The organism is Dermatophilaceae bacterium Soc4.6 (assembly GCA_039889245.1).
Classification (GTDB): Bacteria; Actinomycetota; Actinomycetes; order Actinomycetales; family Dermatophilaceae; genus Lapillicoccus.
Genome location: JAZGVH010000002.1, coordinates 2,655,837 through 2,682,092, shown reverse-complemented (window position 1 = coordinate 2,682,092; position 26,256 = coordinate 2,655,837). Strand labels below are relative to the sequence as shown.

General features: G+C 67.9%; 29 protein-coding genes and 1 tRNA gene. 15 read left to right on the top strand and 15 right to left on the bottom strand.

Annotation, left to right across the window (positions count from 1 at the left end; all coding sequences use genetic code 11):
• Positions 1-40: 40 nt before the first annotated feature.
• Genes V3N99_12425 through V3N99_12410 form a run of 4 tightly spaced genes read left to right on the top strand, consistent with a single transcriptional unit; the run spans position 41 to position 3,295 of the window.
• Complete coding sequence (locus V3N99_12425; protein ID MEO3937549.1) at positions 41-448, top strand: hypothetical protein; 408 nt, start codon at positions 41-43, stop codon at positions 446-448.
• Complete coding sequence (locus V3N99_12420) at positions 445-1,923, top strand: ATP-binding protein (protein ID MEO3937548.1); 1,479 nt, start codon at positions 445-447, stop codon at positions 1,921-1,923. Before V3N99_12425 ends, V3N99_12420 begins: the two co-directional genes overlap by 4 nt.
• Positions 1,920-2,543 carry a response regulator transcription factor gene (locus V3N99_12415; GenBank protein ID MEO3937547.1) on the top strand — a complete coding sequence of 208 codons (624 nt, stop codon included), beginning with the start codon at positions 1,920-1,922 and terminating at the stop codon, positions 2,541-2,543. The genes V3N99_12420 and V3N99_12415 overlap by 4 nt, the downstream gene beginning before the upstream one ends.
• A 32-nt stretch (positions 2,544-2,575) precedes the next feature.
• Entirely contained in the window at positions 2,576-3,295 is a 720-nt protein-coding gene (locus V3N99_12410; protein MEO3937546.1) for an SDR family oxidoreductase, read from the top strand.
• A 19-nt stretch (positions 3,296-3,314) separates the two neighbouring features.
• Here V3N99_12410 and V3N99_12405 read toward each other — a convergent pair whose 3' ends face one another.
• The 4 genes from V3N99_12405 to dcd form a co-directional block, all read right to left on the bottom strand.
• Positions 3,315-3,725 carry a type II toxin-antitoxin system VapC family toxin gene (locus tag V3N99_12405; GenBank protein ID MEO3937545.1) on the bottom strand — a complete coding sequence of 137 codons (411 nt, stop codon included), beginning with the start codon at positions 3,723-3,725 and terminating at the stop codon, positions 3,315-3,317.
• Positions 3,722-3,958 (bottom strand): AbrB/MazE/SpoVT family DNA-binding domain-containing protein, encoded by a 237-nt coding sequence (locus tag V3N99_12400; GenBank protein MEO3937544.1) that lies wholly within the window; start codon positions 3,956-3,958, stop codon positions 3,722-3,724. Before V3N99_12400 ends, V3N99_12405 begins: the two co-directional genes overlap by 4 nt.
• A gap of 61 nt (positions 3,959-4,019) precedes the next feature.
• Positions 4,020-4,319 carry a helix-turn-helix domain-containing protein gene (locus tag V3N99_12395; protein MEO3937543.1) on the bottom strand — a complete coding sequence of 100 codons (300 nt, stop codon included), beginning with the start codon at positions 4,317-4,319 and terminating at the stop codon, positions 4,020-4,022.
• A 120-nt stretch (positions 4,320-4,439) separates the two neighbouring features.
• On the bottom strand, positions 4,440-5,015 hold the full coding sequence (gene dcd, locus V3N99_12390) for a dCTP deaminase (GenBank protein ID MEO3937542.1): 576 nt from the start codon (positions 5,013-5,015) through the stop codon (positions 4,440-4,442).
• 130 nt (positions 5,016-5,145) lie between these two features.
• On the opposite strand from dcd, the gene V3N99_12385 reads away from it, so the two are divergent.
• A tRNA-Gly gene (locus V3N99_12385) sits at positions 5,146-5,219 on the top strand.
• Positions 5,220-5,323: 104 nt separating this feature from the next.
• Here the strand turns inward: V3N99_12385 and V3N99_12380 are convergent.
• The 8 genes from V3N99_12380 to V3N99_12345 all read right to left on the bottom strand — a co-directional run bounded on the left by V3N99_12380 (position 5,324) and on the right by V3N99_12345 (position 13,371).
• Positions 5,324-6,415 carry a tyrosine-type recombinase/integrase gene (locus V3N99_12380; GenBank protein MEO3937541.1) on the bottom strand — a complete coding sequence of 364 codons (1,092 nt, stop codon included), beginning with the start codon at positions 6,413-6,415 and terminating at the stop codon, positions 5,324-5,326.
• Between the two features lie 44 nt (positions 6,416-6,459).
• Complete coding sequence (locus V3N99_12375) at positions 6,460-6,663, bottom strand: helix-turn-helix domain-containing protein (protein ID MEO3937540.1); 204 nt, start codon at positions 6,661-6,663, stop codon at positions 6,460-6,462.
• A gap of 99 nt (positions 6,664-6,762) precedes the next feature.
• Positions 6,763-8,403, bottom strand: a complete 1,641-nt coding sequence (locus tag V3N99_12370) for a replication initiator (GenBank protein MEO3937539.1) — start codon at positions 8,401-8,403, stop codon at positions 6,763-6,765.
• A 469-nt stretch (positions 8,404-8,872) separates the two neighbouring features.
• Complete coding sequence (locus tag V3N99_12365) at positions 8,873-10,762, bottom strand: hypothetical protein (GenBank protein ID MEO3937538.1); 1,890 nt, start codon at positions 10,760-10,762, stop codon at positions 8,873-8,875.
• A complete protein-coding gene (locus tag V3N99_12360) occupies positions 10,759-11,025 on the bottom strand; it encodes a hypothetical protein (GenBank protein ID MEO3937537.1) in 267 nt (88 codons plus the stop codon). The genes V3N99_12365 and V3N99_12360 overlap by 4 nt, the downstream gene beginning before the upstream one ends.
• Complete coding sequence (locus tag V3N99_12355; GenBank protein ID MEO3937536.1) at positions 11,022-11,504, bottom strand: hypothetical protein; 483 nt, start codon at positions 11,502-11,504, stop codon at positions 11,022-11,024. Before V3N99_12355 ends, V3N99_12360 begins: the two co-directional genes overlap by 4 nt.
• Positions 11,505-11,629: 125 nt before the next feature.
• The gene (locus tag V3N99_12350) at positions 11,630-12,181 is read right to left on the bottom strand and encodes a flavoprotein (GenBank protein ID MEO3937535.1); all 552 of its coding nucleotides are present in this window, start codon (positions 12,179-12,181) and stop codon (positions 11,630-11,632) included.
• Positions 12,178-13,371, bottom strand: a complete 1,194-nt coding sequence (locus tag V3N99_12345) for a helix-turn-helix transcriptional regulator (protein MEO3937534.1) — start codon at positions 13,369-13,371, stop codon at positions 12,178-12,180. The genes V3N99_12350 and V3N99_12345 overlap by 4 nt, the downstream gene beginning before the upstream one ends.
• Before the next feature lie 402 nt (positions 13,372-13,773).
• Between V3N99_12345 and V3N99_12340 the strand changes: the two genes are divergently transcribed.
• Both V3N99_12340 and V3N99_12335 read left to right on the top strand, forming a co-directional pair.
• Positions 13,774-15,483 carry a DUF262 domain-containing protein gene (locus tag V3N99_12340; protein ID MEO3937533.1) on the top strand — a complete coding sequence of 570 codons (1,710 nt, stop codon included), beginning with the start codon at positions 13,774-13,776 and terminating at the stop codon, positions 15,481-15,483.
• Between the two features lie 269 nt (positions 15,484-15,752).
• Positions 15,753-16,577, top strand: a complete 825-nt coding sequence (locus tag V3N99_12335; protein MEO3937532.1) for a hypothetical protein — start codon at positions 15,753-15,755, stop codon at positions 16,575-16,577.
• Positions 16,578-16,733: 156 nt separating this feature from the next.
• Here the strand turns inward: V3N99_12335 and V3N99_12330 are convergent, their stop codons facing one another.
• Positions 16,734-16,952 (bottom strand): hypothetical protein, encoded by a 219-nt coding sequence (locus tag V3N99_12330; protein MEO3937531.1) that lies wholly within the window; start codon positions 16,950-16,952, stop codon positions 16,734-16,736.
• Positions 16,953-17,291: 339 nt separating this feature from the next.
• Between V3N99_12330 and V3N99_12325 the strand changes: the two genes are divergently transcribed.
• Positions 17,292-17,645 (top strand): transposase family protein, encoded by a 354-nt coding sequence (locus tag V3N99_12325; GenBank protein MEO3937530.1) that lies wholly within the window; start codon positions 17,292-17,294, stop codon positions 17,643-17,645.
• A gap of 33 nt (positions 17,646-17,678) precedes the next feature.
• On the top strand, positions 17,679-18,260 hold the full coding sequence (locus tag V3N99_12320) for a transposase (GenBank protein ID MEO3937529.1): 582 nt from the start codon (positions 17,679-17,681) through the stop codon (positions 18,258-18,260).
• A gap of 33 nt (positions 18,261-18,293) precedes the next feature.
• On the opposite strand, the gene V3N99_12315 is transcribed toward V3N99_12320, so the two are convergent.
• Positions 18,294-18,491 (bottom strand): hypothetical protein, encoded by a 198-nt coding sequence (locus tag V3N99_12315; protein MEO3937528.1) that lies wholly within the window; start codon positions 18,489-18,491, stop codon positions 18,294-18,296.
• 146 nt (positions 18,492-18,637) lie between these two features.
• On the opposite strand from V3N99_12315, the gene V3N99_12310 reads away from it, so the two are divergent.
• The 6 genes from V3N99_12310 to V3N99_12285 all read left to right on the top strand — a co-directional run bounded on the left by V3N99_12310 (position 18,638) and on the right by V3N99_12285 (position 24,499).
• Positions 18,638-19,786 carry a tyrosine-type recombinase/integrase gene (locus tag V3N99_12310; protein MEO3937527.1) on the top strand — a complete coding sequence of 383 codons (1,149 nt, stop codon included), beginning with the start codon at positions 18,638-18,640 and terminating at the stop codon, positions 19,784-19,786.
• Entirely contained in the window at positions 19,783-21,786 is a 2,004-nt protein-coding gene (locus tag V3N99_12305; GenBank protein MEO3937526.1) for a tyrosine-type recombinase/integrase, read from the top strand. The genes V3N99_12310 and V3N99_12305 overlap by 4 nt, the downstream gene beginning before the upstream one ends.
• Entirely contained in the window at positions 21,776-22,174 is a 399-nt protein-coding gene (locus V3N99_12300) for a DUF6262 family protein (protein ID MEO3937525.1), read from the top strand. Before V3N99_12305 ends, V3N99_12300 begins: the two co-directional genes overlap by 11 nt.
• 39 nt (positions 22,175-22,213) lie before the next feature.
• Complete coding sequence (locus V3N99_12295; protein MEO3937524.1) at positions 22,214-22,357, top strand: hypothetical protein; 144 nt, start codon at positions 22,214-22,216, stop codon at positions 22,355-22,357.
• A gap of 27 nt (positions 22,358-22,384) precedes the next feature.
• Positions 22,385-22,816, top strand: coding sequence for a hypothetical protein (locus V3N99_12290; protein ID MEO3937523.1), 432 nt, complete (start codon positions 22,385-22,387; stop codon positions 22,814-22,816).
• A 672-nt stretch (positions 22,817-23,488) separates the two neighbouring features.
• Positions 23,489-24,499 (top strand): DUF3883 domain-containing protein, encoded by a 1,011-nt coding sequence (locus V3N99_12285; protein MEO3937522.1) that lies wholly within the window; start codon positions 23,489-23,491, stop codon positions 24,497-24,499.
• A gap of 150 nt (positions 24,500-24,649) precedes the next feature.
• Here the strand turns inward: V3N99_12285 and V3N99_12280 are convergent, their stop codons facing one another.
• Positions 24,650-25,420: a nuclease-related domain-containing protein gene (locus V3N99_12280; GenBank protein ID MEO3937521.1), complete on the bottom strand. Its 771-nt coding sequence runs from the start codon at positions 25,418-25,420 to the stop codon at positions 24,650-24,652.
• Between the last annotated feature and the right edge of the window lie 836 nt (positions 25,421-26,256).

Below are 26,256 nucleotides of genomic sequence, written 5' to 3'. Positions count from 1 at the left end.
CGGGCCGGGCCATGGGTGACAATCGCCTAAGGAACCCCTGATGAAACGTCTCGCCCTGTCCACCGCTGCCCTGCTCGTCGCGCTCTCACCAGCCGTCGTCGGGCTACTCGGCAACGCCTCCTTCTCCGGCGACATCCCCGTGCGGGTGCCCACCAGCGCCCAGGTCGTCGACGACGAGTCGCCCTCCCCGACGAGCACCCCGGCCCCCTCCCGCACGGCCGCCGCCACCCCCTCCCCCTCACGCACGCTGGAGTCGGCCGAGCCGGGTGACGACCGCGGCGGCGAGCGCCCGCCGGGCACCTCCGACGACCAGCCGACCTCGTCAGCCACCACGCGGGTCGGCGACGACCGCGGTGGGCTGCGCGGCAGCTCGTCAACGTCCGCGCCCAGCTCCTCGGTCGACGACCGCTCCGGCCGGTCCGACCACAGCGGGTCCGACCACTCGTGACGAGCGCCCCCCGGCACGTGGCCCCGCCGTCGGAACCCCCACCGGACCCGGCGGCGAAGGCCACGCGTCCGCTCCCGGTGCTCCCCCAGCCGCAGGAGACGCCGGCCGACAGCGGCCCGCCGCAGTGGGTGACGGTGTCACGGCCCTCCCTGCGCGAGGGCGGGGACGGCACGGTCTCGGCTCGCCGGGTCCTCCTCCAGCTGGTCGCGGGGGTCGTCGCCGTGCTCGCGTCCGTCGCCGTGCTCGGCACCCTCGCGGCGGGCCGACTGGCCGAGCGCGAGGCGGTCAACGACGCGGGCCGGATGACCGACCTGCTCGCGACGACCCTCGTCCAGCCGGTGCTGACCGACGACCTCGCGAGCGGTCAGCCCGCGGCGCTCGCGGCCTTCGACACGCTGGTCCGGGAGCGGATGCTCGGCCCGGACATCGCCAGGGTCAAGCTCTGGAGCCCCACGGGCACCGTCATCTACGCCGACGAGCCGCTGCTCGTCGGCCGTGTCTTCGAGCTCGACCCCGAGCAGAAGGCGGCGCTCGCGCACCCGGCGACGCGCGCCAACGTCTCCGACCTGACCCAGAAGGAAAACGAGTTCGAGACCGGCGGCCGGCTCCTCGAGGTCTACCGTCCGGTGTGGACCAGCACGGGACGCGAGGTGCTCTTCGAGATCTACGCGCCCTACGGCCCGGTCGAGGACCGCGCCTCGCAGCTGACCCGCGGCTTCCTCGGCGTCATCTTCTCGGCCCTGCTGCTGCTGCTCGTGCTGCTCACCCCCCTCGTGTGGAGCCTCACCAAGCGCCTGTCCGCCGCCCAGACCCAGCGCGAGCAGCTGCTCCAGCACGCCGTCGACGCGTCGGCCGACGAGCGTCGCCGGATCGCGGCGACCCTGCACGAAGGCCCGGTGCAGGACCTCGTCGCCACGTCGTACGCGGTCTCGGGCGCAGCCCTGCACGCCCGGACGCAGGGGCGCGAGCCCCTCGGGGTCGAGCTCGACCAGCTGGCCGGCACGGTGCGCGGCACCATACGGGTCCTGCGCACCCTGCTCGTCGACATCTACCCGCCGAGCCTCGCCGACGCCGGGGTCGGCGCCGCCCTCTCCGACCTCGCACAGGGGGTCGCCGCCAAGGGGGTCGACGCCCGGCTCGACCTCGATGCCGACACCGCGGCGTCGCTGGCGCCCGACGAGGAGCGGCTGCTCTTCCGGGTCGCCCAGGAGTGCCTGCGCAACGCGGCGAAGCACGCGGCCCCCTGCACCGCCACGGTGGCGCTGCACCGCGACGGTCAGGGGCGCGTGGTCCTCGACGTGCTCGACGACGGGCCCGGCTTCGACAGCGCCCGACTCACGCAGCCGGAGCACGGCCACTTCGGGCTGCGCGTGCTCCGCGACCTCACCACCGACGCGGGGGCCCACCTCGAGGTGGCCTCCGCGCCCGGCGCCGGCACCCACTGGCGTCTCGTCCTGCCCGAGGGATCCTCATGACCGGCGCCACCACCGTCCTGCTCGTCGACGACCACCAGATGGTGCGCACCGGCCTGGCCACGCTCGTCGAGGCCGCCGACGACCTGCACGTCGTCGGGCAGGCGGCCGACGGGCGCGCGGCCGTCGAGCTCGCCGCGCAGCTGACGCCCGACGTGGTGCTGATGGACCTCTCGATGCCGGTGATGGACGGGGTCCAGGCCACCCGCGAGGTGCTGCTCGCCTCGCCGGAGACGCGCGTCGTGGTGCTGACCTCCTTCTCGGACCGCGAGCGCGTCACCGATGCGCTCGCGGCCGGCGCGATCGGCTACCTGCTGAAGGACTGCGAGCCCGCAGAGCTGCTCGCGGCGGTCCGCTCCGCGGCCGCCGGTCACGTGCCCCTGGACCCGCGGATCGCGCGGGTGCTGCTGCCCACCTCGGGGGCACCCCGGCCGGGCGACGGGCTGTCGAGTCGGGAGCGCGAGGTGCTCGCGCACGTCGCAGAAGGCCTGGCCAACAAGCAGATCGGGCGCAAGCTCGGCATCAGCGAGCGCACGGTGAAGGCCCACCTGGGCCGGGTCTTCCGCGAGATCGGCGTCGCCGACCGCACCAGCGCGGCGCTCTGGGCGCGCGACCACCCCTGACCCGTGTGGCAGTGACGGCATACGGTCGGGGCATGGATCTTGGACTGGACGGTGTCGTCGCCCTCGTCGTCGGGGGTGGCGGGCTGATCGGCCGCGCCGTCGGCCGCGCACTGCAGGCGGAGGGCGCGACGGTGGTGCTCGCGGGGCGCACCCCGCAGACGCTGGCGGCCGCCGCAGAGGCGATCGGCGGGTCCGTCGAGACGATGGTGCTCGACTCGGGCGACGACGACTCCATCCGCCGTGGTGTGGACGAGATCGTCGCCCGTCACGGGGCGATCGGGGTGCTGGTCAACGCGGCTGCGCCGTCGGCACGCACCCTCGACCCGGCGCGCAACAGCGACCCGCAGCAGGTGGCGCAGGCCTTCGAGGCCAAGGCGATGGGCTACCTGAGGTGTGCCAACGCCGTGCTTCCCGGGATGCGGGGGGCGGGCTTCGGCCGGGTCGTCAACGTCAGTGGGCAGAACGCCTTCCTGACGGGCTCGATCACCGGGGCGGTGCGCAACGGCGCAGTGGCGATCCTCAGCAAGGGGCTCGCCGACGAGTGCGCGGGCACCGGGGTGACGGTCAACGTCGTGCACCCGGGAGTCGTCCGGGACGGCGCGGCGACCGAGGTCGCGGTCGGGGCGCCCGGGGAGTCGACGCCCGAGCAGGTCGCGGCGGTCGTGGTGTTCCTGGCGTCACGGGCGGCGGGAGCCGTGTCGGGAGAGTCGGTCGCCGTGGGGCACCGGGTGCGGGGAGTCAGCGCCTACTGACGCCAGGGTCGCACGGGTCTCAGCCGACGACCTCGTGCCTGACCCCGATCGCCTCGTAGGTCAGGCGAGCCCGGCCGTCTCGCGTCGCCAGGACCGCACCGTGGCGCATGGCGGCGAGGGCAACCACTGCGTCGTAGGCCGCACCGCCGACGATGCCTGCTCGCGCCAGCTCGTGAGGCAGATCGACCTGATCCGCTGGGTCGAGCACCAGTGGTGGCCCGAACCTGCTCGACATCAAGCGCGCAGCGTCGACCGCGGACACCCGGGCGTCTCCGGGAAGGCGCGTCAGCACCGAATAGGTCTCGACTGCCGCGTGCCCGCTCAGGACGACGTCTCGCCCGGCCCACCACCGAGCCACCGCGAGGTGCTCCGTGTGACTACGGACCAGCAGGGGGATGGCGACGCTGGTGTCGAGGGCGAGCAGGGTCACCGACGGCCGGAGTCGATGAGCCCGAAGACGATGTCATCGTCGATCGGCGTCACGGCGGCCACCACCAGGACCCCGGAGTCCGCGACGATCCGGGCCGTCCGGCCGGCCGGGACGAGCTGGAGGCCGGCGCCGTAGACCGAGATGTCGACCTTCGACCCGGGGAGCAGGCCCAGGGCATCGCGCATGGCTTTGGGCACCACCACCCGACCAACGGAGTCCATCGTCGCTTCCATGGGAAGACGTTACCAGTCAGATCCCAGTAGAGGTTCGATGGGCCTCATCCACCTCGCGGGCCTACGCCGGGGGGTGCTGCCACGGCTCCACCGGCAGGTGCGACCGGATGAGCGCGTCGAGGTCGACGCGGGCGGGTTCGCCGCAGGCACGCACCTGCGTCGTCGCCTCGAGCGAGACCCCGAGGAGGTCGAGCACCCGCAGGGCCGGCCCGAGGTCGACGCGGTCCTTGCCGTCCTCGAGACCCGAGAGCCAGCGGCTGGTCACCCCGGCCTGGCGGGCGAGCTCGCCCTGGGTCAGCCCCATCGCGCGGCGGGCATCACGCACCAGGTCACCGACGTCGGTCGCGGTGCGCAGTCGCATACAGCCTCCGAGACCGGCCGGGGTGAGGACGGAGGTCCTCACCTGATGTCCGGGAACGACACCTCGCTCCCGTTTCGTCCAGTCTGCCCCACCGCGTGCGCGGTGACCAGCCTCAGGCGGTCAGACCTGCGTGCGGTGGAAGTTCTCGTAGGACCGGCTCGCCGTCGGTCCGCGCTGGCCCTGGTAGTGCGACCCGTGCTTCGCGCTGCCGTAGGCGTGCTCGACCGGGCTGGACAGGCGGAAGAAGCACAGCTGGCCCACCTTCATCCCCGGCCACAGCTTGATCGGCAGGGTCGCGACGTTGGACAGCTCGAGGGTCACGTGCCCGCTGAAGCCGGGGTCGACGAAGCCGGCCGTCGCGTGCGTCAGCAGCCCCAGGCGTCCCAGGCTCGACTTGCCCTCGACGCGCGCGGCGACGTCGTCGGGCAGGGTGACGGTCTCGAGGATCGACCCGAGCACGAACTCGCCGGGGTGCAGGATGAAGGGCTCGTCGCTCGCGACCTCGACCAGCCGGGTGAGGTCGGGCTGCTCCTCGGCGGGGTCGATGTAGGGGTACTTGTGGTTGTCGAAGAGCCGGAAGTACTTGTCGAGCCGCACGTCGACGCTCGACGGCTGGACCATCTCGGGGTCCCACGGGTCCAGTCGGACGCGCCCGGCCTCGACCTCGGCGCGGATGTCCCTGTCGGAGAGCAGCACCTGCGCAGGCTATCGGCCCGCGGTCCCGCCCACACCGCCCGTCCCGTATGCCGTCGTCCCCACCGCCTGCGGTCGGCTCGCGGCAGATCGGTTATGCTGCCTCACGCGTCACCCGGAGACGGATGGCAGTGCGGGCGTAGCTCAATGGTAGAGCGCCAGCTTCCCAAGCTGGACACGCGAGTTCGATTCTCGTCGCCCGCTCCACACGCGAAAGCGCAGGTCACAGGCCTGCCAGTGTCGGCCCGCCTCACTCCCCTTGCTGGGGATCCTTGGCCGCGTGCCCACTACGTGCCCAATGGTCGGCGCGTTCATCGCTGCGACCGGCCGTCCTGCTCGGCCACGACGAGGGCATTCAGCCGCTCGGCCAGGGCTTGGGATCGTGCCTCGGTGGCGTGCTGGTAGATCAGTGCCGCTCGCATCGTGGAGTGCCCCATCCGCTGCATCAGCTCGCGGGTCGAGGCCCCGGCCTGGGCGACGAGGTGGTTCCCGGTGTGCCTCAGGTCGTGGAAGTGGAAGCCCGCCGGGATGCCGGCCTCGGCGACGGCGTCGACCCAGCCGACGTTGGCCCGCCAGTTCCCGCGCCGCGGGGTCGCGCCCCTCTCGCCGGTGAAGACCAGCGACTCAGCGCCCGCCGGCACTCGAGCTGCGAGGTGCAGCGACAGCTCGTCGACGAGCACCCTGGGCAGTGTCACCGTGCGGACGCTGTTGTTCTTCGGTGGGCCGACAGCCAGCCGCCCACCGGTCTCGATGAGACTCCGGTGCACGTAGGCCACGCCGGTGACCAGGTCGAGGTCCATGCGCCGCAGCGCGATCAGCTCGCCCCACCGCAGACTGGTCAGCGCCGCCGTCAGCACGAACGCCCGGTACTGAGGACCAATGGCGTCGGCCAGGGCGAACACCTGTGCCACCGACGCCACCGGGCGTTCGGCTGAGTGCGCAGCGTCGGCGCCCTTGAGCCGGCATGGGTTCCGGCCGATCCGCCCGTCGTCGACGGCGGTGTTCATCGCGGCACGCAGCAGCCGGTACGACTTGGCTACCACACCCTCGGAGCGTCCCGTCCGGAGCAGCTCGGAACGCCAGGCGCGCACCTTTTCCGTCGACATCACCCCCAGCGGGACCGCGCCGAGGTACGGCCTGATGTGCAGCCGGTTCAGCCCCTCGTAGAGATCGCGGGTACGAGGGCTCAACCGGTGCTCGACGATCCACCGTGTCACGTACTCGTCCACCGTGATCCGCCCCAGGTCGGGGTCGAGCCACTCACCACGCAGCAGCTCCGATTGCTTCACGGCCAACCAGGCCAGAGCGTCAGCCTTGGTGCGGAACGTCATCGGGGCCGTCCGCCGCAGACCGTCAGCACCGAGGTAGCGCCCCTGCCACCTCCCCGACGGCAGCTTGCGCACCGACCCGAAGTCCCGCTTCCGCCTCGCGGCGCCAGCCCCTCGATTCACGGGACCCGACCCCGAGCGACGCGCACGATCGGCTCGACGGTCCCAGCCGCCACGAACTCCTCGATGGCCGATTCCGGGATCCGCACGAAGCGGCCCACCTTCACAAACCGGATGCGCCGCTCAGCCACCAACCGGCGGGGAAACTTCGGCCCCACCCCAAGCCGCTTGGCGGCCTCGTTCAAGTCCAGCAAGATCTCCATGCCCTGCACCTCTCCCTCGTTGCTGCCCTCTCGCCTACCTCGCTGCGCTCGACGACATTGCCGAACGCGTATCCCCTCCGCCCAGACCGTCGGGCCGCGTCAGCCCGCCAACGGCACCGCCGCCGGAGAAGCCCGCCCTTCCGCCGCCGCCTTCGCCTCCTCGTACTGCTGTCGCCACCGGTTCGCCTGGCGCAGTGACGCGGCGATGACCGCGACGTAGTCGACGTCCCCGGGTTCGACGTCCCCCCACACGTAGCGGGGGGAGCCGTCGAGCAGGGTGCGGTCGGCGGCCATCTGGTCGGCGTCGCCGGGGTCGATCCCGGCCGCGGTGAGGACGGCGGTGACGACGGCGCGGCGATCGGCGCGGTGCTCGGTCAGGGTCTTGCCCGACCACTGCCGCGAGACCAGGACCCGCCGTCCGCCGAGGCCTAGGTTCTCCCTGTCGTGCGTCGGGGACTGGCACCGGCCGGGGGCGAGACCGGGGCCGGCCTCGGCGGGTTGCACGCCGTAGCGCAGCCAGTTGCCGCACGCAGGCCCGCAGGGCAGCAGTTGCACCTCCGCGTGGAGGCGGTCGATGTGCCGCTCATACGCGGCAGCGACCCAACCGCCGCGGCCACTCTCGCCCGTGTCGTCGCCGTCCGCGTGGTCGGCGGGGTGCTGGCCGATGTAGGTGTCCGCGATGTTCTTGGTCAGGTACTTGCACAGGTATCGCACGGTCCGATCGGAGTCGGGGGTGCCCCCGAGCAGGCCCTTGATGTCGACCTGACTTCCGAACCGGACGACGTGAGCGGGGTCCTCGACCTCGTCGCACGCCTGCTCCCAGGTCGGGAGCGGAGTCAGGGTGTCGGGGTCGACGTACGCCTCCAGCTCGGGCACCCAGAGCGGCACCGCATCGGTGCCAGGCCCACCGAGCACGGGGTAGGCGATCGTGTCGAGCGCCGGCCACCACGCCGCGTGGTACGTCGCCCGGGTGACGGCCTTGATCGTGGCCCGCGGGATCGTGCCGCGAACCGCGGCGTGCAGATGCGGGGCCAGCCGTCGTTGGGCTTCGATGGCGGAGAAGTACTGGACCTTGTAGCCGGCGCATCGGCGCAGGTTCTGCCAGAACCGGTCGAGCAGCCGCGGCCACAGGATCGCATCCAGCGCAGCCCGCCGGTAGTCGTAGCTCGTCGGGTCGGCCGGGACCCCGGTGCCGGGGATGATCCGCCCGTACGAGGGCAGGGTGAGGGTGACGAACATCGACGGCTGATAATGCTTCCCGGTCGCCTCGTCGGTGAAGGTCCGGCCGGTGGTGCGCTGGTTCATCGTAATCGTGGGCAGGTCCGGGAACCCGTCGAGGCGCCGGGTCGAGCGCACCCGCCGAGCGCCGGCAGCTCCGGGAGCCTCGTCGTCGGCCCCGTCCTCGAGCTGCTCTTTGTCAGCCGCCGGCTCGTCGGCCTCGTCGGCACCGTCCGGGTTGTCGTCCGCGAGGTCGGGGTCGGTGGCGCGGTGCCAGCCCTCGCGGCACTGATGCATCCGAAGCCGCTTCGCCTTCGTCGCACAGGGTGCGCAGACCGCTTCGCGGGTCGACCCGCAGGGGATGGGGACGGCGGTGGTCGCGCCGGTGGTGACGTCCGTGACGGTCTTGACGTGCGGGCGCACACACACCCCAGCCGACTCCGCCGCCACCCGAGCAGCGTCAGACCCGACGTCGAAGCCCTCTCCGAGCCGGCCACGGGCGTCGGCCTGAGAACGCAGCATCGGCAGCAAGCTCACGCGGCACTCCCCCCGAAGTCGGGGAAAGCGAACGAGCCCGGTCGACGAGCTGAGGATGGCTTGCCCGACTTCGTCTGCACCGGGGCGCGATGGTGTCCATGGTCAAGGACACGGTCAAGCACTTCCCCAAGTGGGGTCCCATCACGCAGCTGCGCAACGAGCGTGTTCCGTCGGCGGGCGCCGGTCCCAGCCCAGATCCCGAACTCCTCCTCGTAAACCAGCGCAACGGCCAGGCACTGCCGCCGGACGGGGCATTCCCCGCAGACCGTCACCGCCATCCGATACTCGGCGGTGGCCGGGCCAGCGAACCACCACCGGTCATCCTCCCGGGCGCACTCCGCGTCGCCGCGCCAGTCCCCGTGGTCGAGGTCCGCCCGCGACGGTCCCCCCGTGAAGTCAATCGGCACCCGCACCCCATAGGCGGGAGACCACCCCTCGTCCTGGGCCGGGGTCATCACGCCACCCCCGCACCAGTGGCTGCAGGCCGACTCACGTTCTCGTCCAGCGCGACGTCTTCTGCCCCGGCCTCGGTCGGAAGCACCCGCGTGCTCCGGCGCGGAGACCGCGGCTTGCGAGGTGGACGTGGCCGACTGGGCTGCGGCCCGGGCAACGGCGGGACCGGTTCACCCAGGGGGACGGTGTCGCTGCTGGTGTCACGCCCCGAGGACTGAACCGGGATCTCGGTGGTCTCGGCCGTCTCGGTGGTCGCCGCGGCAGGCGCAGCCGGCGACGATCCCCGCAGACCAGTTCCCCCACTGGCCGAGCCACCAGAGGCAGTGGCCACGGTGGGAGACCATCCCACCCGGCCACCACCGCCCGGTGCGCCGTAGAGCCAGGCGGCGTCGCGGATGGTGTCGTCGTCGGTGTATCCGGCCCGGACCCGCACGGGGTTCCCGCCGCCCTCGGGCAGGACGTACCCGGTGCCGGGGGCCTGGCGGGTGATCCGGTGGCAGGGGGCGAGGCCGACCAGGGCGCCGTCGCCGAAGATCATCGCGACCTCGGACGTGTCCCGCAGCCGCAGTCCGATGGTCAGCTGGAACAGTCCTCGTTGGGGGACGACGTCCTTGCGGGGGTCCTGCAGGAACGCCCAGACCACGAACCGTGGCGCCCGCCCCTGCGACAGCAGCAGCGACAGGGCCCGGTCGGCCCGGTCCCGCAGCTGCCGGTCCCCGAGGTACGCGGTGACCGCGGCCAGCTCATCGATGACGAGCAGGTGCAGCGGCTCGGTCACGGTTGGGGTGTGGGTCCGGACCCGCCCCGCCAGGAAATGGGTGCGGGTGACGCACTGCCCGGCGAGGTCCTCCAACAGGGCGACCGCCTCGTCCGGGGTCGTGGCCATCGTGGAGAACATGCCCCGGCCCAGGAGGAGCTCCATCCCGCCTTTGAGGTCGATCCCGTGCAACCGGATCAGCCCGGTCCGCACCCACGGTCCGAGGCCGAGGACGACACCCCACAGCACCGACCCCTTCCCCGCACCGGCCGCACCCGCGACCAAGGTCGAGGGGCCGAGCGGGACGTGCCAGTCGGTGCCGTCCTCGACCCGCCCGACCACCACCGACCCGGGCACCAGCTGCGGCACAAGGCTAGGCGTCGACTCCTGGTCGGGCAGGGTCGTCGGGAAGGGCTGCGCGAGCATGTCCGACGTCGTCAGCGTGAGCCGGGCGCCGTTGTGCCCGTCAGGGTCAACGAGGACCCGGGGCACGTCGAGGGCGACCGCCAGCCGGGGTGCGGACCGCTCGACGTCGAGCAGGGTCAGGCCGGCGACAAGCCGCACCCGCAGCACCACCACCGGCCCGCGGACCTTCACCGACTGCAGCCGCGGGACCACGGTGACCGACGACGGCAGCATCCGCGCCGAGGAAGCCTTGCTGGACCTCGTGGCCCGCCCCGACCAGGGCAACGACGCGGGGAGGAGTCGGGCCAGTCCTCGTCGTCGTCGGGCGAGGTGCTGGTCGGCGCTGCTGCGATAGACGGACAGGGAGACCCGTCCGCAGGTGACCTCCCAGTACCGGTAGTACCACCAGATCGTGTGCCACCGCTCGACCACCGCAGTCCACGACAGCCGGTGCACACCGGGCCAGGCGAGCAGCACCACGGCGACCGAGCCTCCAGCGAGCACCCACGAGGTCCGGTGCTGGTACCAACCGACCAGCACCACCAGCACGAGGGCAAGGTGCACCCGCGCCAGCAGCCGCACAGACCGGGTCACCGACCGCCACGCCACAGCGAGGAGACGCCAGCACCGGGCCAGCACCTGCCGGGCGAGCGTCGGCCATCCCGGCGCCGGGACATCGATCGCCGACGAGGCGGGTGCGGGGGTCGTGGTGCTGGCCGGGGTGATCATCGGTTGCCTCGTTCGTGGCGGGCGAACCCGGCGCGGACCTCGATCAGCTCACCCTCGGCGTCCTCGAGCAGCGACATCACCCGACTCAGGGCGGTCCCGATGTCACCGGGGCAGTCCGACAGCTTCGTCTGCAAGCGGGCCGCCGTCGACTCGATCATCGAGACCCGGAACCGCAGCTCCTCGACCACGCCGATCGCGTCGTCGTCGGTTGTGACCACCAGCGAGCGGGCCCACCCGTCCAGGTCGACGGAGCCGACCATCACGCCGCCGCCTTACCCGACCCACCGGACCCCGACGCCGAGCCCGACGACCCCGACGAGCCCGACGAGCCCGACGAACCCGACGAGCCCGACGAGCCCGACGCGCTGGCGACCGCCGGGACGTCCGCCGAGGCGGTGTCCGCGACACCCTCGGCGCGCCACGACTCCGAGAGGCCGCCGGCCTTCGTCAGCCGAACCTCGACCACCAGCCCCTCGAACGCGACCGTGGCGAACTCGCCCAGCACCGGCCGCACCGGCGACCCGACCCGCACCAGGCCCGTGGTGCTCGCAACCCGCCCGAACGAGGTCTGCTTGTACAGGACCTCGACCTCCCAAAGCGGCATCCCCGTGTCCTCGTCCCGGGCCTGCAGCTCCGACGGGCGACGCCGCCCCTCCGGGCCGTCCACCCACTCCTTGACCTCGTTGACGATCCCCGTCGACCGCATCCCCTGCTGCCGGCCATCCACCGCGTACGACGCCATCGCTTGCCTCCTGATCAAGTGGCCCCAAGGGGGCTCTGTCTCTGACCGGAGAAGCGTGGGGGAGTCGAGGCCGAGTACCTGCGACTTCTGTCCTACCCGCATCTTTGTGCGGTTGGAGGGTTCGGCTACGCGAACCGCGCCAGCAGGGTCGTGGGGTCAAAGGCCGCTGCCAGCGACGGTCCCGACCCTGACTCCAGAGGGCTGATCGTGCCCCTACCGCCTGCCAGGTCGACCATGGTGACCCCGCACCCGAGCAACAACGCCATGCTTGTTGCGGTGGCGGGATGACCCCAGAACCGTCGCCCGATCATGGGGACCGCGACCACGGGACGCCCGAGCGCGACGGCTTCGCAGAGGATGCCGAGGGCGTAGTTGTCGGCGATGCCGAGGGCCCACTTGTTCAGGGTGTTGAACGTCAGGGGAGCAACGATCACCGCTGACCCAGAGAACGCGTCCTGGCTCGGGTTCGCGGGCGATCGCTGCATCGACCTCGGTGCGTGACCAGTTAGAGCCTCGATGGCCTCCGCATCGACCCAGGCCGACGCAGACGGAGTCGTGACAACACAAACCCTCCAGCCCGCCGACGTGAACGCCCCTGCAATGTCCGCTGCCCGCTCAGCCAAGGGCGCCGCGCAGGTAAGCAGCGTCAGGACCCGGGTCGAAGGAGGGGTGGTCACACCAGAACACTGGCACGGACGGCTAGCTTGTCGAGCGCCGACGTCTGCGAGCGGCCCGACCGCGCGAGCATTTCTCTGATCAGCTCCCGGACAGAAACGTTGTAGTGCACCACCTGAGGGGCCACCTGCTCCGCCTCCAACAGGTGCAAGGTGGCCTCGGCGTCACGCTTGCGCTGAGCTTGCGCCCACGCAAGATCCAGGTGGAGTTGAGCCTTACGGCTCTTCAACCCTGCCGGGAAGTTGGTCACGTCGATCTCCATCGCCGCGCGCAGAGCCTCGCCTGAGTCCCCCAGTTCCGTTGCTACAGCTACCCGGTGGAGCGCGACGTTGGTCGGCCCGAACGCGGTCCACAGATGGTTGCCGTCCTCGCCCAGCAGTTGGGCGAGCCGCTCGGCACGATCGAGCCTCTCCAACGCCTCCGTCCGCTCCGTCCGGCGCGCCGCAATCACCGCACTGATGAGCCACAGAGCGCCGGCCACGGACAACGAGGCCGGGTCATCCGAGCGAGCCTCGCGATCGACTTGGGCCGCCATGGTGACAGCAAGATGCTCGGCGTCGTCAGTGCGGTCGGCTCGCAGGAGGGCGCAGGCGACCTGGTAGGCGGCCAGACCTCGCGCGGCGAGGGAGTCTGCCTCCATCGATGCCGCGGCGCATCGGTCCGCGGCGAGCATCGCCAGGTCCGGAACACCTAGCTTAGTCAACAGCTTCGCTCCTGCGACGTAGGCGTACACGTAGGCCAAGAGCGTCTCTCGACGGTTACTGTCCCGGCCGTTGAAGCGGGTGACATCCACGTGGCCCAGTAAATCCGGGAGATCCTCCACCAGGCCCCGGTACTCCGCTGCCTGATAGCGGGTGTGCGCTCGGGCGATGCGAGTCCGTAGGTCCTTCGGTGGCAGCGGGTCCGAAGCCACCCCGGCGAGCTCGTCGTAACGACCGAAGAACCGTCGGATGCCGACCAGCTCGTCCTCCTGAGCGCCACCGTTGGGAGCGAGGTCCCACGGTCGACCGATCAGTGCCTCAACGTCGACGTGGAGGATGCGCGACATGTCGAGGAGAACAGATAGCCGATCCACCGACCGGACGCCGCGCTCGACCTGACTCAGCCATGACTCAGATCTGCCGACCAAGCCCGCCAAGGCGGCCTGGCTGATCCCGCGACGACGGCGGTAAGCCGCGATGCGCTCACCCATCGAACCCGTGCTCGAGCCTGGCATAGCACCACTCTGGCACAGGAGCACGACACCCGGGCCGCCCATGTAGATCGCGACCTCCTATGCCGACACCGAACTGGTGGAGGCAATCGCCGCAAACCCTGGTCGGTTCAGGCTGGCAGCCGTGCCGGCCCCACTACGCCGCCAACCGTATGCCGGTGACACCGAGGTCGATTCGGCTGGCCGTGAAGCTGATCCTGCACTCGTGTGCAACTAGCTCAACCACCCTGCGCGGCCCTGGCGCGGTTCGACCGCGCGGCTTGTTCAAGTCCAGCAAGATTTCCATGTCCTGCACCTCTCCCTGGTCGGACCTCGGCTAACCACAGGACGTCCGCCGGTCTCGGGGTGTCGAACCGGGAGGAACTTAGTAGCCTCAGCGTCATGGCCACCACTTCAGAGACCGCACGTGACCCGAAGCCTACGCCCGAGCGGATTTTGCAGCTCGCGAACAGGGTGCTGATCGGAGACATCGTGCTCCCGGAGTTTCAGCGGCCCTTCGTGTGGAAACGTAAGCAAATCTTGGAACTAATGGACTCAATCTACAAGAACTATCCAATCGGGAGTCTGCTTGTCTGGGAGTCGAGCCAGCGGCTCGAAAGTAAGCGAACCATTGCGGACCTGGACGTGGCGGAGCGTAGCGAAAGCTACCCAGTCAACTACCTGCTGGACGGGCAGCAGCGTCTGTCCGCGGTATGTGGCGCAATCTACTGGAAGCCTGCTGAGGCAAAGGGCGAGGGAGACCAGCCAAATAGCGCCAAAAGTGTGTGGAATGTGATCTTTGATTTGCGGACGGGGCGCTTCCAACACTCCGACATCATCAACGACTACCCCTCACATCAGATCCCGTTGCGACGCCTGAGCAATGCGCCAGAATTCTACAAGTTCTTGGCACCGGTCGAGGATGCCGAACTGAAGGCACGAGCCGATCTGTTGTTCGTGCGTTTTCTACAATATCAAGTCCCATTGGTCACTCTGGGAGATATGACGATTGACGATGTGGCGCCCGTCTTCGAACGAATCAACTCAACCGGGACGCGGCTCACCATATATGACCTCATGCGTGCGGCCACTTGGAGTCCTGACTTTGACCTTGGTAAGACAGTAGATGATATCAAAGCGAACTTGGAGCCGAAGAAGTTTGACGGCCTAGATAATAAGACTTTTCTGCGAACGCTTGGGGCAGCGTCTGGGGGTGACTTCTCAGCGGCGAGCATCGATGGCCTGCGAGAGCTGAGCAAGAAGGAGCTGCAAGAGGCAGCCGACTCCATGAAGCAGGCTTCACTACGAGCGGCGGACTTTCTCACCACCGAGATCGGCGCACCCAGGGCGGAGGCGTTGCCGTACGCCAACCAGTTCGCCGTGCTTTGTGAAGTTTTTCGACTCCTGCCAACGCCAACCGACAGCCAACTGTCGGAAATCAAGCGATGGTTCTGGCTGACGACCCTCTCCGGTTACTTCGGCGGGTGGGATAGCGGGCAAATGACGCAGGACACTAAGCAGATCCGTGAGTTCGTGGCTGGGAAGCAACCCACTCTCGGGGAGGGAGGCGTCGTTCCGTCATCAGCTCTCTGGAGGATGCGTCCCTTCAGGTCCAATAGTGCGGTCTCCAAGATGCTGGGCCTTCTATTGGCTGATCACGGTCCTGTCGACCTGCTCAATGGGCAAAAGATCAGCGTCGACAAATCCTTGGCTTGGTCAAATGACAAGGAATATCACCACTTTTTTCCGAAGGCCTACCTCCAACGAAATGGAGTCGACGCCACCAGTGCGAACGTAGTTGGCAACATCATTCTCCTCACGTCTGCGAGCAACATCTCGATACGTGATTCCGCCCCAAGCGAGTATCTAGGAAGGCTAATCGAGCAGTCTGGCCGAGCTGCGGTAGTGACACGCCTTGCCGCCAATCTTGTCCCCGAGGCGGCGTTAAACGCAGCTCTGAAAGATGATTATCAGCTGTTCCTTGAGATTCGGGCCGATCACCTGCATAAGCATGTCTCGGCGTTGACGGGCCTGACACTCGGTACGGTTGGCGAGGGGGACGAGCTGGTCGTTGAAAACGGCGACGACTCAGATACGGACGCGTCGGACTAGCGCGCCGGCACGGATCGTGTGTTGATTCGGAGCAAAAACGTAGCTCGGGGAGGCAACTTGACCCTCTCCGCGAGGTGCCGATAGCAAGGAAGGCCCCGCTCGCCGGGCCTGCCAAGGCCGAGGATGAGCCGTACCGCAGTAGCGCGTCGGCGCCCAGAGGCCCCACTCGTGACGCAGGGCCGGCCCATCGAGCGATGCAGGCGAGTGCGAGGAGTAGGATCAGTGAGTCCGAGTGCCCAGAACAGCAGCCGAAGCCGAGGCCATCTGACATGACGCCGACCCCCGCTCCAAAAACTCCGTCAGCAGGGGTCGCCAAAGGGCAAATGGCCCCCCATACAGTTGGGCAAAAGAACAGCGGGCCGGATGATATTAATGAATCCGGCCACATAGAACAGGGACAGCGGAGCCCGGAAGAGATGTTGGCGGCCGACATCAAGCTTGAGTTGCGCCGTCTGCGGACTGTCGGAAAGTTGCTTGCTGTGGGCCTTTGCGTGGCCGCGATCGCCCTCATCTTTTATAATGTGGCCGCCAATTTCCTAAGCACCACTTACGGGCCCGCCTTAACGGTTGTTTCTATAGTCGCGTACTTGACTTTCTCGGTGGTCTCCCTGCTGTTCTTAATCGCTGGTTCGCCGAGCCCTTCTAACAAGACCGTGCCTTCCCCCACTGATGCTGAAAATGGTACCAAAGGCGCATCAACGCCCTTCAAAAAGGGGCTTGGTGCGTTGTCGGAGGCGGTCGGTCAATCCACAGCGATCACACTCCTAGTAGTCGTCATCTGGGGAGCCTTCAACGCCGTCATGCGCTATGTTGTGAGCTCTACCGCCATCGGAATCGAGGATATGCGCCTGCAATACATCGATCCGGCGCTTGTGGTGGGACCCCTAATTGGCATCGCATGGTGGATGATCAAGATGCAGGTCGCCCTCTCCATGTCCTCATTGGAAAGCTCAGAACTTTGGAGGCGTCGGCTTAAGGAGGGAGGGCCGCGGCCAATCCTTCAACGGATAATGATTTTGTCGGTTCCCGTAACTTGTGCGGTTCTGTCTGTCTTGGCTGGCACAGCAATCGTCTTTAGTCTGAAGGGCGCATGAATTCGTAAAGCGGTTGCTGGGTTTGAGGTGGGCGTGGGCTTCTCACGTTAAGGCGACGCTCAGGCGACAGATTTGCGCATCGACACCAATTGCGTAGGTCCGCGTTCCACTCATCGGCCTCGGGTACGATCACGGGCTCGTCGGATGCATCAATCATTAGACCTCCATGACCTTCGCCTGCACGAAGCGCCGCGAGAATGCCGTTCTGGTCACGCCGATGGCATCCTTCTGCGCTGCCGAGATTGCACGGCCGTCGGCGGCCTGCGCCTGCTGCTCGCCCAACACCTTGAGCTTGTCGTTGTCGTCAATCAAGGCCTGCCACTCCGCCTTGGCAGTCGCGGCCCCAGCCTTCGCCTCGTCCTGGGTTGGGCGCATCAGGCGACGCCTAAGTTGATGAACTCGTCGGACCAGATGGGTGCGGCGATGGGGTAGCTCCTTACGGTTGCGCGGCATTGGCATATCGCCTGTTGATGCTGCAGCGGGTGAAGAGAGGAAGATGGGGTGCATATGGGGGCATCAGTGGACCAGCGTTTTCTTACACCGCAGTAGAGACGTCGGTCTCGTGGACTCGTAGCGAAGACCCTTAGACGGCTCTTCGGATTTAAGCGTGGGGGCCCGCTCTGACAGGGCCCGGCGTGGCGGTCCGCACATGAGGGTGTCGAGGCCTTCAGGATCAACAGCGACCAAGCAGTTGCTCCAAGAGAAGGCCTCGACGTGGACCACTCTACGTGCGCCTCGAGCGCGACCTGGTGCCCTCGCACCGACCTGTTGTTCGACGTGCCGGGCATGCACGTCCTGACCGTCCAGCGCGACGAGACCAGGTTCGTTCTGACTATCGAGACCGACGCCGATGTCGGCGGTTGCCCGTCCTGCGGGGTCGTCGCGATCGGGCACGGCCGGCGACGACGGGTCGTCGCGGAAGCCCCCGCGTTCGGGGTGCCGGTGCGGCTGGTGTGGCTCGCCCGGCTGTGGCGGTGCCGCGAACCGGCGTGCCCGGTAGGGGTCTTCACCGAGCGTCACGACCTCGTCGCACCCCGGGCGAAGCTCACGAGCAGAGCGGCGGCGTGAGCCACGGACGCGCTCACCCTGGACGACACCACGGTGTCCGCGCTGGCCCGTCATCTTGGCGTCGACTGGCACACCTGCTGGGACGCGGTCGAGGCCGAGGCCACCCGCCGCGTGGCCGACCCGGCCCGCCTGGACGGGGTCGAGGTCCTCGGCGTGGACGAGCACATCTGGCGGTCCTCGAAGATCGGGGACGCCCAACGGGCCGTGACGGGGATGGTCGACCTGACCCGAGACGCCGAGGGGCAGCTGCATGCTCGCCTCCTGGACGTCGTCCCCGGCCGGACCGGCACCGCCTACGCGGGGTGGCTGAAGAAGCAGCCGAACACGTTCACCGCCGGGATCAAGCACGCCTCCCTCGACCCGTTCCGCGGGTACGCCGACGCCATCCGCGACGAGCTACCCGATGCCGTCGCCGTCCTTGACGCCTTCCACGTCGTGAAGCTCGGGACCCAGGTCGTTGACGAGGTCCGCCGCCGGGTCCAGCAGGACACCCTCGGCCGGCGTGGGCACAAGGACGACCCGGCTGTACAAGATCCGTGGGCTACTGCGCCGCGGTCGGGAGCACTTGCCCGAGAAGGCCGCAGCCAAGCTCAACGCGTGCCTCATCGCCGGTGACCCCGGGTGGGAGGTCACCCTCGCCTGGCACGCCTACCAACAGCTGCGGTCGATGTACCAGCAGGACGCCGCCGCCGGCCGCGCCGCCGCCGAGAAGGTCCTCGACTCGTTCCACCAGTGCCCGATCCCCGAGGTCGCCCGGCTCGGGCGCACGCTGCGGATGTGGCGTGAGCACGTCATGGCCCGGTTCGAGACCCACCGCATCTCCAACGGCGGGACGGAGGCCGTCATTATCTGGAGCCCTCCGGAGGGTGTGTCCGACGTAGCTCACGAGGCCGATCCGGTGCGTCAGCGACACGTTATCTGGAGCATGTCTTCGACGTCCCCCACGTGGCTGGCGGGTCGGAGTAGAAGAGTAGGTATCCGGCTGGAAGCCGGTGCAGGCCGACCTCGAGGTGGCGGTGCTGGTGAAGGCGCAACGGGTGCTCATGCCGGTGACGGGGGTGGAGTCGTGGACCGTCGTCGACGACGACTTCGGTCCGGTCGAGGCGGCGGAGCGGTACCTGGCGTTCCTGTCCTCGATCGAGCGGTCGCCGAACACGGTGCGGGCGTACGCGCACAGTCTGGCGTTGTGGCTCGAGTTCCTCGCCTTGAGACGCGTCGACTGGGCCAGCGCCGGAGTCGAGGACGTCTCACGGTTCGTGTCGTGGCTGCGGGCACCGGCCGCGAACGTCATCGTGCTGGATGCTGCAACGGCCCGCCGCAGCGAGGCCACCGTCAACCGTCACCTGGCGGGCGTGTTCGGCTTCTATGACTTCCACGCCCGCACGGGTGTGGCCCTGGCTGAGTCGTTGGTCGCGTGGCGCCGTGTACCGAGGGGGTCGTTCAAGCCGTTCCTGCACCATGTCACCAAGGGACGCCCGATCGCGACCAGACCCGTCAAGCTCAAGGCACCGAGGCGGCTGCCGTCCACGCTGAGCGTTGAGGAGGTCGCGGTGATCCTCGGCGCCTGCACGCGGCTGCGAGACAGGTTCCTGCTCGCGCTGCTGGCCGAGACCGGGATCAGGGTGGGTCAAGCGCTCGGGCTGCGCCACAGCGATCTGATCTCTCGTCGGTGCGAGCTGCGGATCGTGCCGCGTGACGACAACGCCAACGGCGCCCGCGCCAAGACCAAAACCGTTGCCGTGCTGCCCGTTTCAGCGCCGCTGGTGCGCCTGTACAGCGAGTACATGCACACCGAATACGGCGACCTGGACAGCGACTACGTCTTCGTCAACCTGTTCGCGGCACCGGTCGGGCGACCCCTGCGGTACGACGCGGTCGCGAAGCTCGTGGCCCGCCTGCGGGCCGGGACCGGGATCGAGTTCAGCCCCCACATGCTGCGCCATACCCGGGCGACGGAGCTGATCCGGGCCGGTGTCCCGATCGAGATCGTCTCGAACATGCTGACCCACCGCTCGGTCGTGACCACGAGCGAAACGTACGTCCATCTCGGTGTCGAGGACGTGCGGGCCGAGCTCGTCCGCGCGGGATTCTGGGTCGAGCGGCCAGCCACTCGCCCGGTCCTGCAGGCGGACCCGTCATGACCATCGCGCTGCACGCCAACCGGGCTGGCGCGCTGAGCCTGCTGGACAAGCTGGGAGCGGCTGTCCGACCGGAGTTCGCGGTCGACCTGATCCACATCGATCCCACCCACCCCGTCTTCGCGCGCGGGCAGTGCCGCGTCACCGACTGCGAACGCGGCGCCTGGACCAAGTTGCTGTGCAACAGCCACTACGGACGGTGGGTCCACGAGGGCCGCCACGACCTGGACCTGTTCGCGGCCACGACCGGCCCGGTGGTCGGCGGTCACAGCGACCGGATCGACGCGTTCGATCTTCGCGGGTTGCCGTTGCAGCTGCGGTTGGAGGTGGCCTACTCCATTCAGATCCGCCACGATCATCGAACGATCCGCCTCGTCCCGATGATGATCAACCGCCTCGTGAGGCTGGTCAGTACCGCCAGGGTCGACTCGCTGCTGGACCACGGGCTGGAGCGCTGGACCTTGCTGGCCCTCGAGCACGGCCTGACCGACACCGGTGGCCGGGCGATGGGCCAGCTGCGTTTCGCGTGGCGGCAGGTGCTCGACCTGGACGAGGGCATCGACGCCGAGGCCGAGTTCGCTCGAGACACCTGGCGGGCAGCCGCACTCGGGGCGCGACCGTCGCCGAAGAAGGTCCCACCCATTCGGTTCGACCACATCCCACAACCGTGGCTGCGTGAGGCGATCAAGCGAGCCTGCCGCTACCGGCTCGGCGCCGGTAAAGCGTTCGGATCGGTCAGCATCGACGAGCGTGCCCTGCGCTGGTTCGCCGGGTTCCTGCATCACCATCACCCGGACGTCGATGATGCCAGCGGGATCAGCCGGCAGGTCCTGGAGCACTACCTGTCCTGGCTCACCGCGGCGCCGCAGTTGTCGGGCAACACGACGAACACCTACCTGGTCATCCTGCGCAGCTTCCTGCAGGCCTGCCACCGCCACGACTGGATGCCCGGCCTCTCCGGTCACGCCGCGCTGTACCTGGACGAGCTGCCACCGCGGCCGCGTCCCCTGCCACGGTTCATCCCCGAGTTCGTGATGGCCCAGCTCGAGGACCCCAACAACCTCGCCCTGCTCCCCGACGAGACCACCCGACACCTGCTGATCCTCATCCAGGAGACCGGCCTACGCGCCAATGACGCCTGCCTGCTCGAGTACAACCCCGTCATCGTCGACAGCGCCGGCTGGCCCTGCCTGAAGTACGTCAACCACAAGATGTCCACCGAGCAGCTCGTCCCGCTGTCGCAGCGGGCCGCCGACGCCGTCCGCGCCCAACAACTGCACCTGAGCAGCCGCTGGCCAGCCGGATGCCCGAAGCTGTTTCCCTCGCCTCACGCCAATCCCGATGGGGCCCAACCATTCTCCTACGCCACCCTGCGCCAGCGCCTAGCCGACTGGCAGGAGAAGATCAGTCTCCACGACGAAGCCGGCCAGGCCGTGTCCGTCACCGCGCACCAGTACCGTCACACCCTCGGGACCCGGTTGATCAACGCCGGTGTGCCGCAGCACGTCGTTCAGAAGATGCTCGGCCACGCCTCACCCCAGATGACCGCCCGGTACGCCACGATCCACGACGCCACCGTCCGCGCGGCCTTCGACGACTACCAGCAGCGGCGCGTGGACATCCACGGTGACCGCCTCCCGTTCGACCCCCACGGTCCCAGCGCCGACGCCGAGTGGATCAAGCACAACCTCGCCCGGGTGCAGGCCAGCCTGCCGAACGGCTACTGCGGACGACCACCGCAGCAGGACTGCCCACACCCCAACGCCTGCCTGACCTGCCCGGACTTCCAAACCACCACGACGTTCCTGCCGATCCACCGGCGCCAACACGACGACACCCTCGAACTGATCGACCTGGCCGAGCACCGCGGCAACCACCGGCTGGCCGACAACCACCGCAAGGTCGCCGACAACCTCACGAGGATCATCTCCGCGCTGGAAACCCTCGAGACCCTCGGGATCCATGACGCCCCAGCCGGACAGGACACCCCCGATGCGCGCTGACAACACCACAGCCCTCACTGCCGCGAGCCGGCACCGAGCCGAATCGGCTCGGGAGCGGGCCCGCGCGGCCATCCATACCCTCGACCACGCTGGCACCCCCATCACCTACGCCGCCGTCGCTCACACCGCCGGCGTCTCGCGGACCCTGCTCTATCGCGATCCCCAGCTCCGCGAGCAAATCAACCGGCTTCGAGCTCCCGCCACCCGCAGCCCCCGTCAACCCGCAGCCCAACGGATGAGCCAAGCCTCCCGCGACGAACAGCTGACCACCCTCCGCCAGGAACTCCACACCCTGCGAGCAGAGAACCACGCGCTCCGCCTGCAACTCGCCACCCGCATCGGGCAGGACCGCACCGCCGGCCGCGACGCCCCCGTCAGCGACATGTAGCCGACGCAGACATGCAGGTCACCGGCCACATCCGACCAAGTGCTCCAGATAACCCTGAACCTCATCATCGAGAAGACCCGGCGCCTGGCCCACGGCTTCCGCAACTTCGAGCACGACCGCATCCGCATCCTGCTCGCCGTGTCAGGAACCCGCCCCTACCGACGAGGAAGACCCCACGCTTGAATCCGAAGAGCCCCTTAGACTGCGGCCATGACTTTAGGTGACGTGTGGGCGGGCGTGGGACCACTGGTGGGCGTGATCGTGGGTGGAGGTATCACAAGCGGATTCACCGTCTATCAAAGCAATAAGCAGCTGGAGAGCAAGCGTAAACAGGAGTGGCACGATGGGGTGCTAGGGCTAGCAGAGGATTGTGTACTAGCAAGCAATGACATCGCTGCCAACGGGAACTCTGGCGATGCGAAAAAGGACGCTGTGGGTCGCCTCATGCTTGCCCAAAATCGTGCGGTACTTCGGGGATACACCGGTCTCAGAGAGCCTCTGCGACTGCTACAGACCACGGCCATACGAATATTGGCTGACGATCATCTGCAGCTTGGAGAGGCACAGATGCTTGCTGATTATGTGAGCGCTGTCGTGAAGGAGGCTCGAAAGCTGGCTCTTGAGGGGCCGCCGAAAGAGTAAGGCAAAACAACTCAGCCCCGGTCCGTGCGTCGGCTTCCGAATTTCGTGAGACCCGTTCGGCCGATCTGGACCCCTCACCCGCCATACCCTCGCTCCTCACCTAGCTAGTCTCGCCGATGGGCGCGCAGTGGGGGAACAACCGGTGTGGCGATGAAGGCCACCAAATTCTGCATCTAAAAACCACTGCCTTCCGTTCACCTGACCCGTCATCGCACCACCTGACCGCAGGCCTTTGCTGAGTTGACCTATGAATAATCAAGGCGGCGCTTCGCGCCGCTCGGCCGGGGGCCCGCGATGGGGACCCCGCGCTTCGGGCGCTTCGCGCCCTGCGCGCACCCCAACGCACCCCGGCCACCTCACTCTCGACCTCGCGAGCTGACCTGTGGACAGGCCGCCCCGCTGAGGCCGGCACCGCCCCTCGGCTCGCCTTCTCGCAGTCGTCCACCGCGGCACGATGCGCCGACCTCCCAGACCGCGTCAAGGGCGCTCTGCGTCACTGCGTGATGGCCTCCGCCCATCCTTGGGCTGACCACTGCGCTTGGCTGCCTGCTCCGCTCTGGGACGACACCCCATGTGTGGCGGTCAGCAAACCTACAAGGGGCTCCCTGACCCAAGAGCTCTGACAGTCCGCCAGCCGCACCTGCTGGGCGGGCCGTAGGGCACAATGCGGGCATGGTTCTGAATACGTGGTGGAACGGTGATTCAAGGCAGCGCTTTTGGATGGAGGTGGCTACTACGGGTGAGATGGGCGAGCGCCTCATTGCGCCGAAATTTGATGGTGCCACGTGGTCATATGAGCTGGTGAGTCAGGTTCGCATGGGCGATCGCGTCCTCCACTGGGAGTCTGGAGATGAAGGTCGCGGACTGATGGGCTGGTCCGTGGCTACGAGCAATCCAGAGGTTGTGACAGGTTATACCTGGCAACCGCGGGGCACGGCGGGAAGGTCGCTCTTCGGCCCTCGAACCACCGATGCTTGGATGGTTGCCCTCGGCGGGCTCAACCGATTTGCACGCCCGCTGCTATTCGATGATCTTCAACGTGTCATGCGTGGCGTACTGCAGATCGGAGCAGAGCTCGAAAAGACAAACGGCAAGCCTCTTTATTTCCCATTCTATCTGTACGGTGGCCGCCAACTTCGCGCACAACAGGGTTACCTTCTTAAGTTCCCAGTCGAGCTGTTTGGTGTTTTCTCAGGCTTAGGCGCCGCGCAGACTGATTTGCCAGCCGCATCGGACCGTGACTTGGTTGCGGAAGTCCAGGACCGCAAGCAAGCGGTGGCGAGGGGTGCGCTGGCACGAGTTCAAGATCCTGAGCTCCGATCGGCGATTGAAAACCACGCCGTGAGCCGGGCTGTTGAGCTGTATCGCGCCGCAGGGGCCTCCGATATCGTTAAGCTCGGCAAGCCTTATGACGTCAGATTGGTCCTCGACGGAGAGGAGCGGCATGTGGAGGTTAAAGGCAGTTCCCTCCTGATACAGGCGGTGGAGCTTACGATAAATGAGGTATCCCACGCTGAGGACTTCCAGCACACCGATCTGATCGTCGTGGATAAAATTGAGTACACCCGTAAGTCTGACTCAATCGAGACCTCAGGCGGACGGGTGCGTATCTGGCATGACTGGACTCCCAGTGCGCAAGATCTTTCCCCAACGAAGTTTGCATACATGCTACCGCCGGAGTAACCGCCTTAAGGCGGCGCTAGTGCGACTGAAAGGTTGCGAGCAGCCGTGACCTGGAAAAGTTGGCATCAGGTACCGGAGACATTAAGTCCTGGGTGAGGTGTCGTGCCTCTGGCGAACGATGCGCCTTGATGCGTTCTTCAGCAGGGCACGTCATCCGCCATGTGTGACAGTCGAAGCCTGATCGCTGAGGTCCCAGGACAAGCGCACCGCGGCGACGAGCTGGGGAACCCTTGCGGGCGCCACCCTTTGCGGTTGTGCCCGTAACCACTCGGCGAGTTCTTCGCCGTGGACGAAAGCGCAGCGGCCCTGCACTTTCCGCTGCGGGAACTCTGCCCAGACGACCATGACCGGCTGCACCCAGACCCTGATCCTCGTCGACCGGAGAACACGCTCGTGAGTTTCACGGGCCAGACCCAACAGATGGCCGGAGCCAGGGTGCCGATAGACCAGCTCGGGGTCGTCGAGCCGGCGGACAGTCATGACCTCACCCTCCACCACGACGGACCCCCCGACTCGTTTAGAATCAAGCAAGAACACACCACCGGGCCCGACCACCACGTGGTCCACGTTGCCTCGGCCAGTGGGAAGGTCATGCACGACGACCCACCCCTCGGCCTCCATGGGGCCAAGAGCCTTGGCGGTCGCCTCTTCCCCCCACGCACCCAACTGCCAGTTCTCGATCCAGCCCGGCGGACTCAGCCTGGCGACGCCAAAGAAGGTCGCCGCACCCCCTGCGAAGCAGCCCAGCAACCATGACTGCCCCGGCCAAATCCGCGCAAGCAGCAACGAGGCCAAGACGATCAGGCCACAGACGAGCGCTAGCCCAACGAACACTCGACGGTTTCGTCGGCGCCACGAGCGCAGCAACTCCTCATACTTGCGCTGCGCCGAACCACCGGCCACCCCGGGCTGAACCTGCATGGGCCAACGCTGTCACCCATCCACGCACCACCGGATCCTCATTTCGGTTATATCGACCACGTCCGGAGCGCGCACGGACGGGCGCACTGGACGCCTCTCACCGTCCTACGGATCACAAGCACCCGGCTACAGCGCCGAAGTCGGCTTTACCTCCGCCCCCGACCCGTCGCAGTAGCGTCCGGCAGCTCGGGGAGGGTGTCAAGCCCCAGTCCCAGCCCGTCGAGGTGCACACTCCGTGTGCCTGCCCGCTCACCACTCGTCGCGCGGGGGCTTGACACCCTCCCCGCCCCACCGGCTTGCTCCGCTATGGCTCGACGGCTCATCCCTGGTCACGACGACCACACCCTGGCAGCGGCGTGCCCTCTACGTGCCCAATCAAGAGGTCCATATGGGGTCCAAGGGGGTACTGACCGCGCCTACCTAAAGCACGAGGACCATCTCCACGCGGGCCTCAACCGACTTCCCAAGCTGGACACGCGAGTTCGATTCTCGTCGCCCGCTCCACACGCGAAAGCGCAGGTCACAGGCCTGCCAGCGTCGAGCCACCTCGCTCCCTTTGCTTCGAATCCTTCGCCGCCCCCAGTCGGCTCACTCGGACCAGAAGCGCCGCAGGTCGTCACCGACCCCGTAGTCGGTGACCTGCTCAGCTTGAAGCTTGTGGTCCGGTCGGCGACTTTTCACGTCACCAGCCCCCACGGGCTCGGGGCTCTTACGCCGGCTCCGCGCCAACTTTCTGGGCTCGCCCTCCCGCACATAGACCCAGGCCAGAGGACACGCCTTCGCGAACATCATGCTCCCACCCGCAGCCGGGCCAGGGCCGTTGTGGAGAATCCACT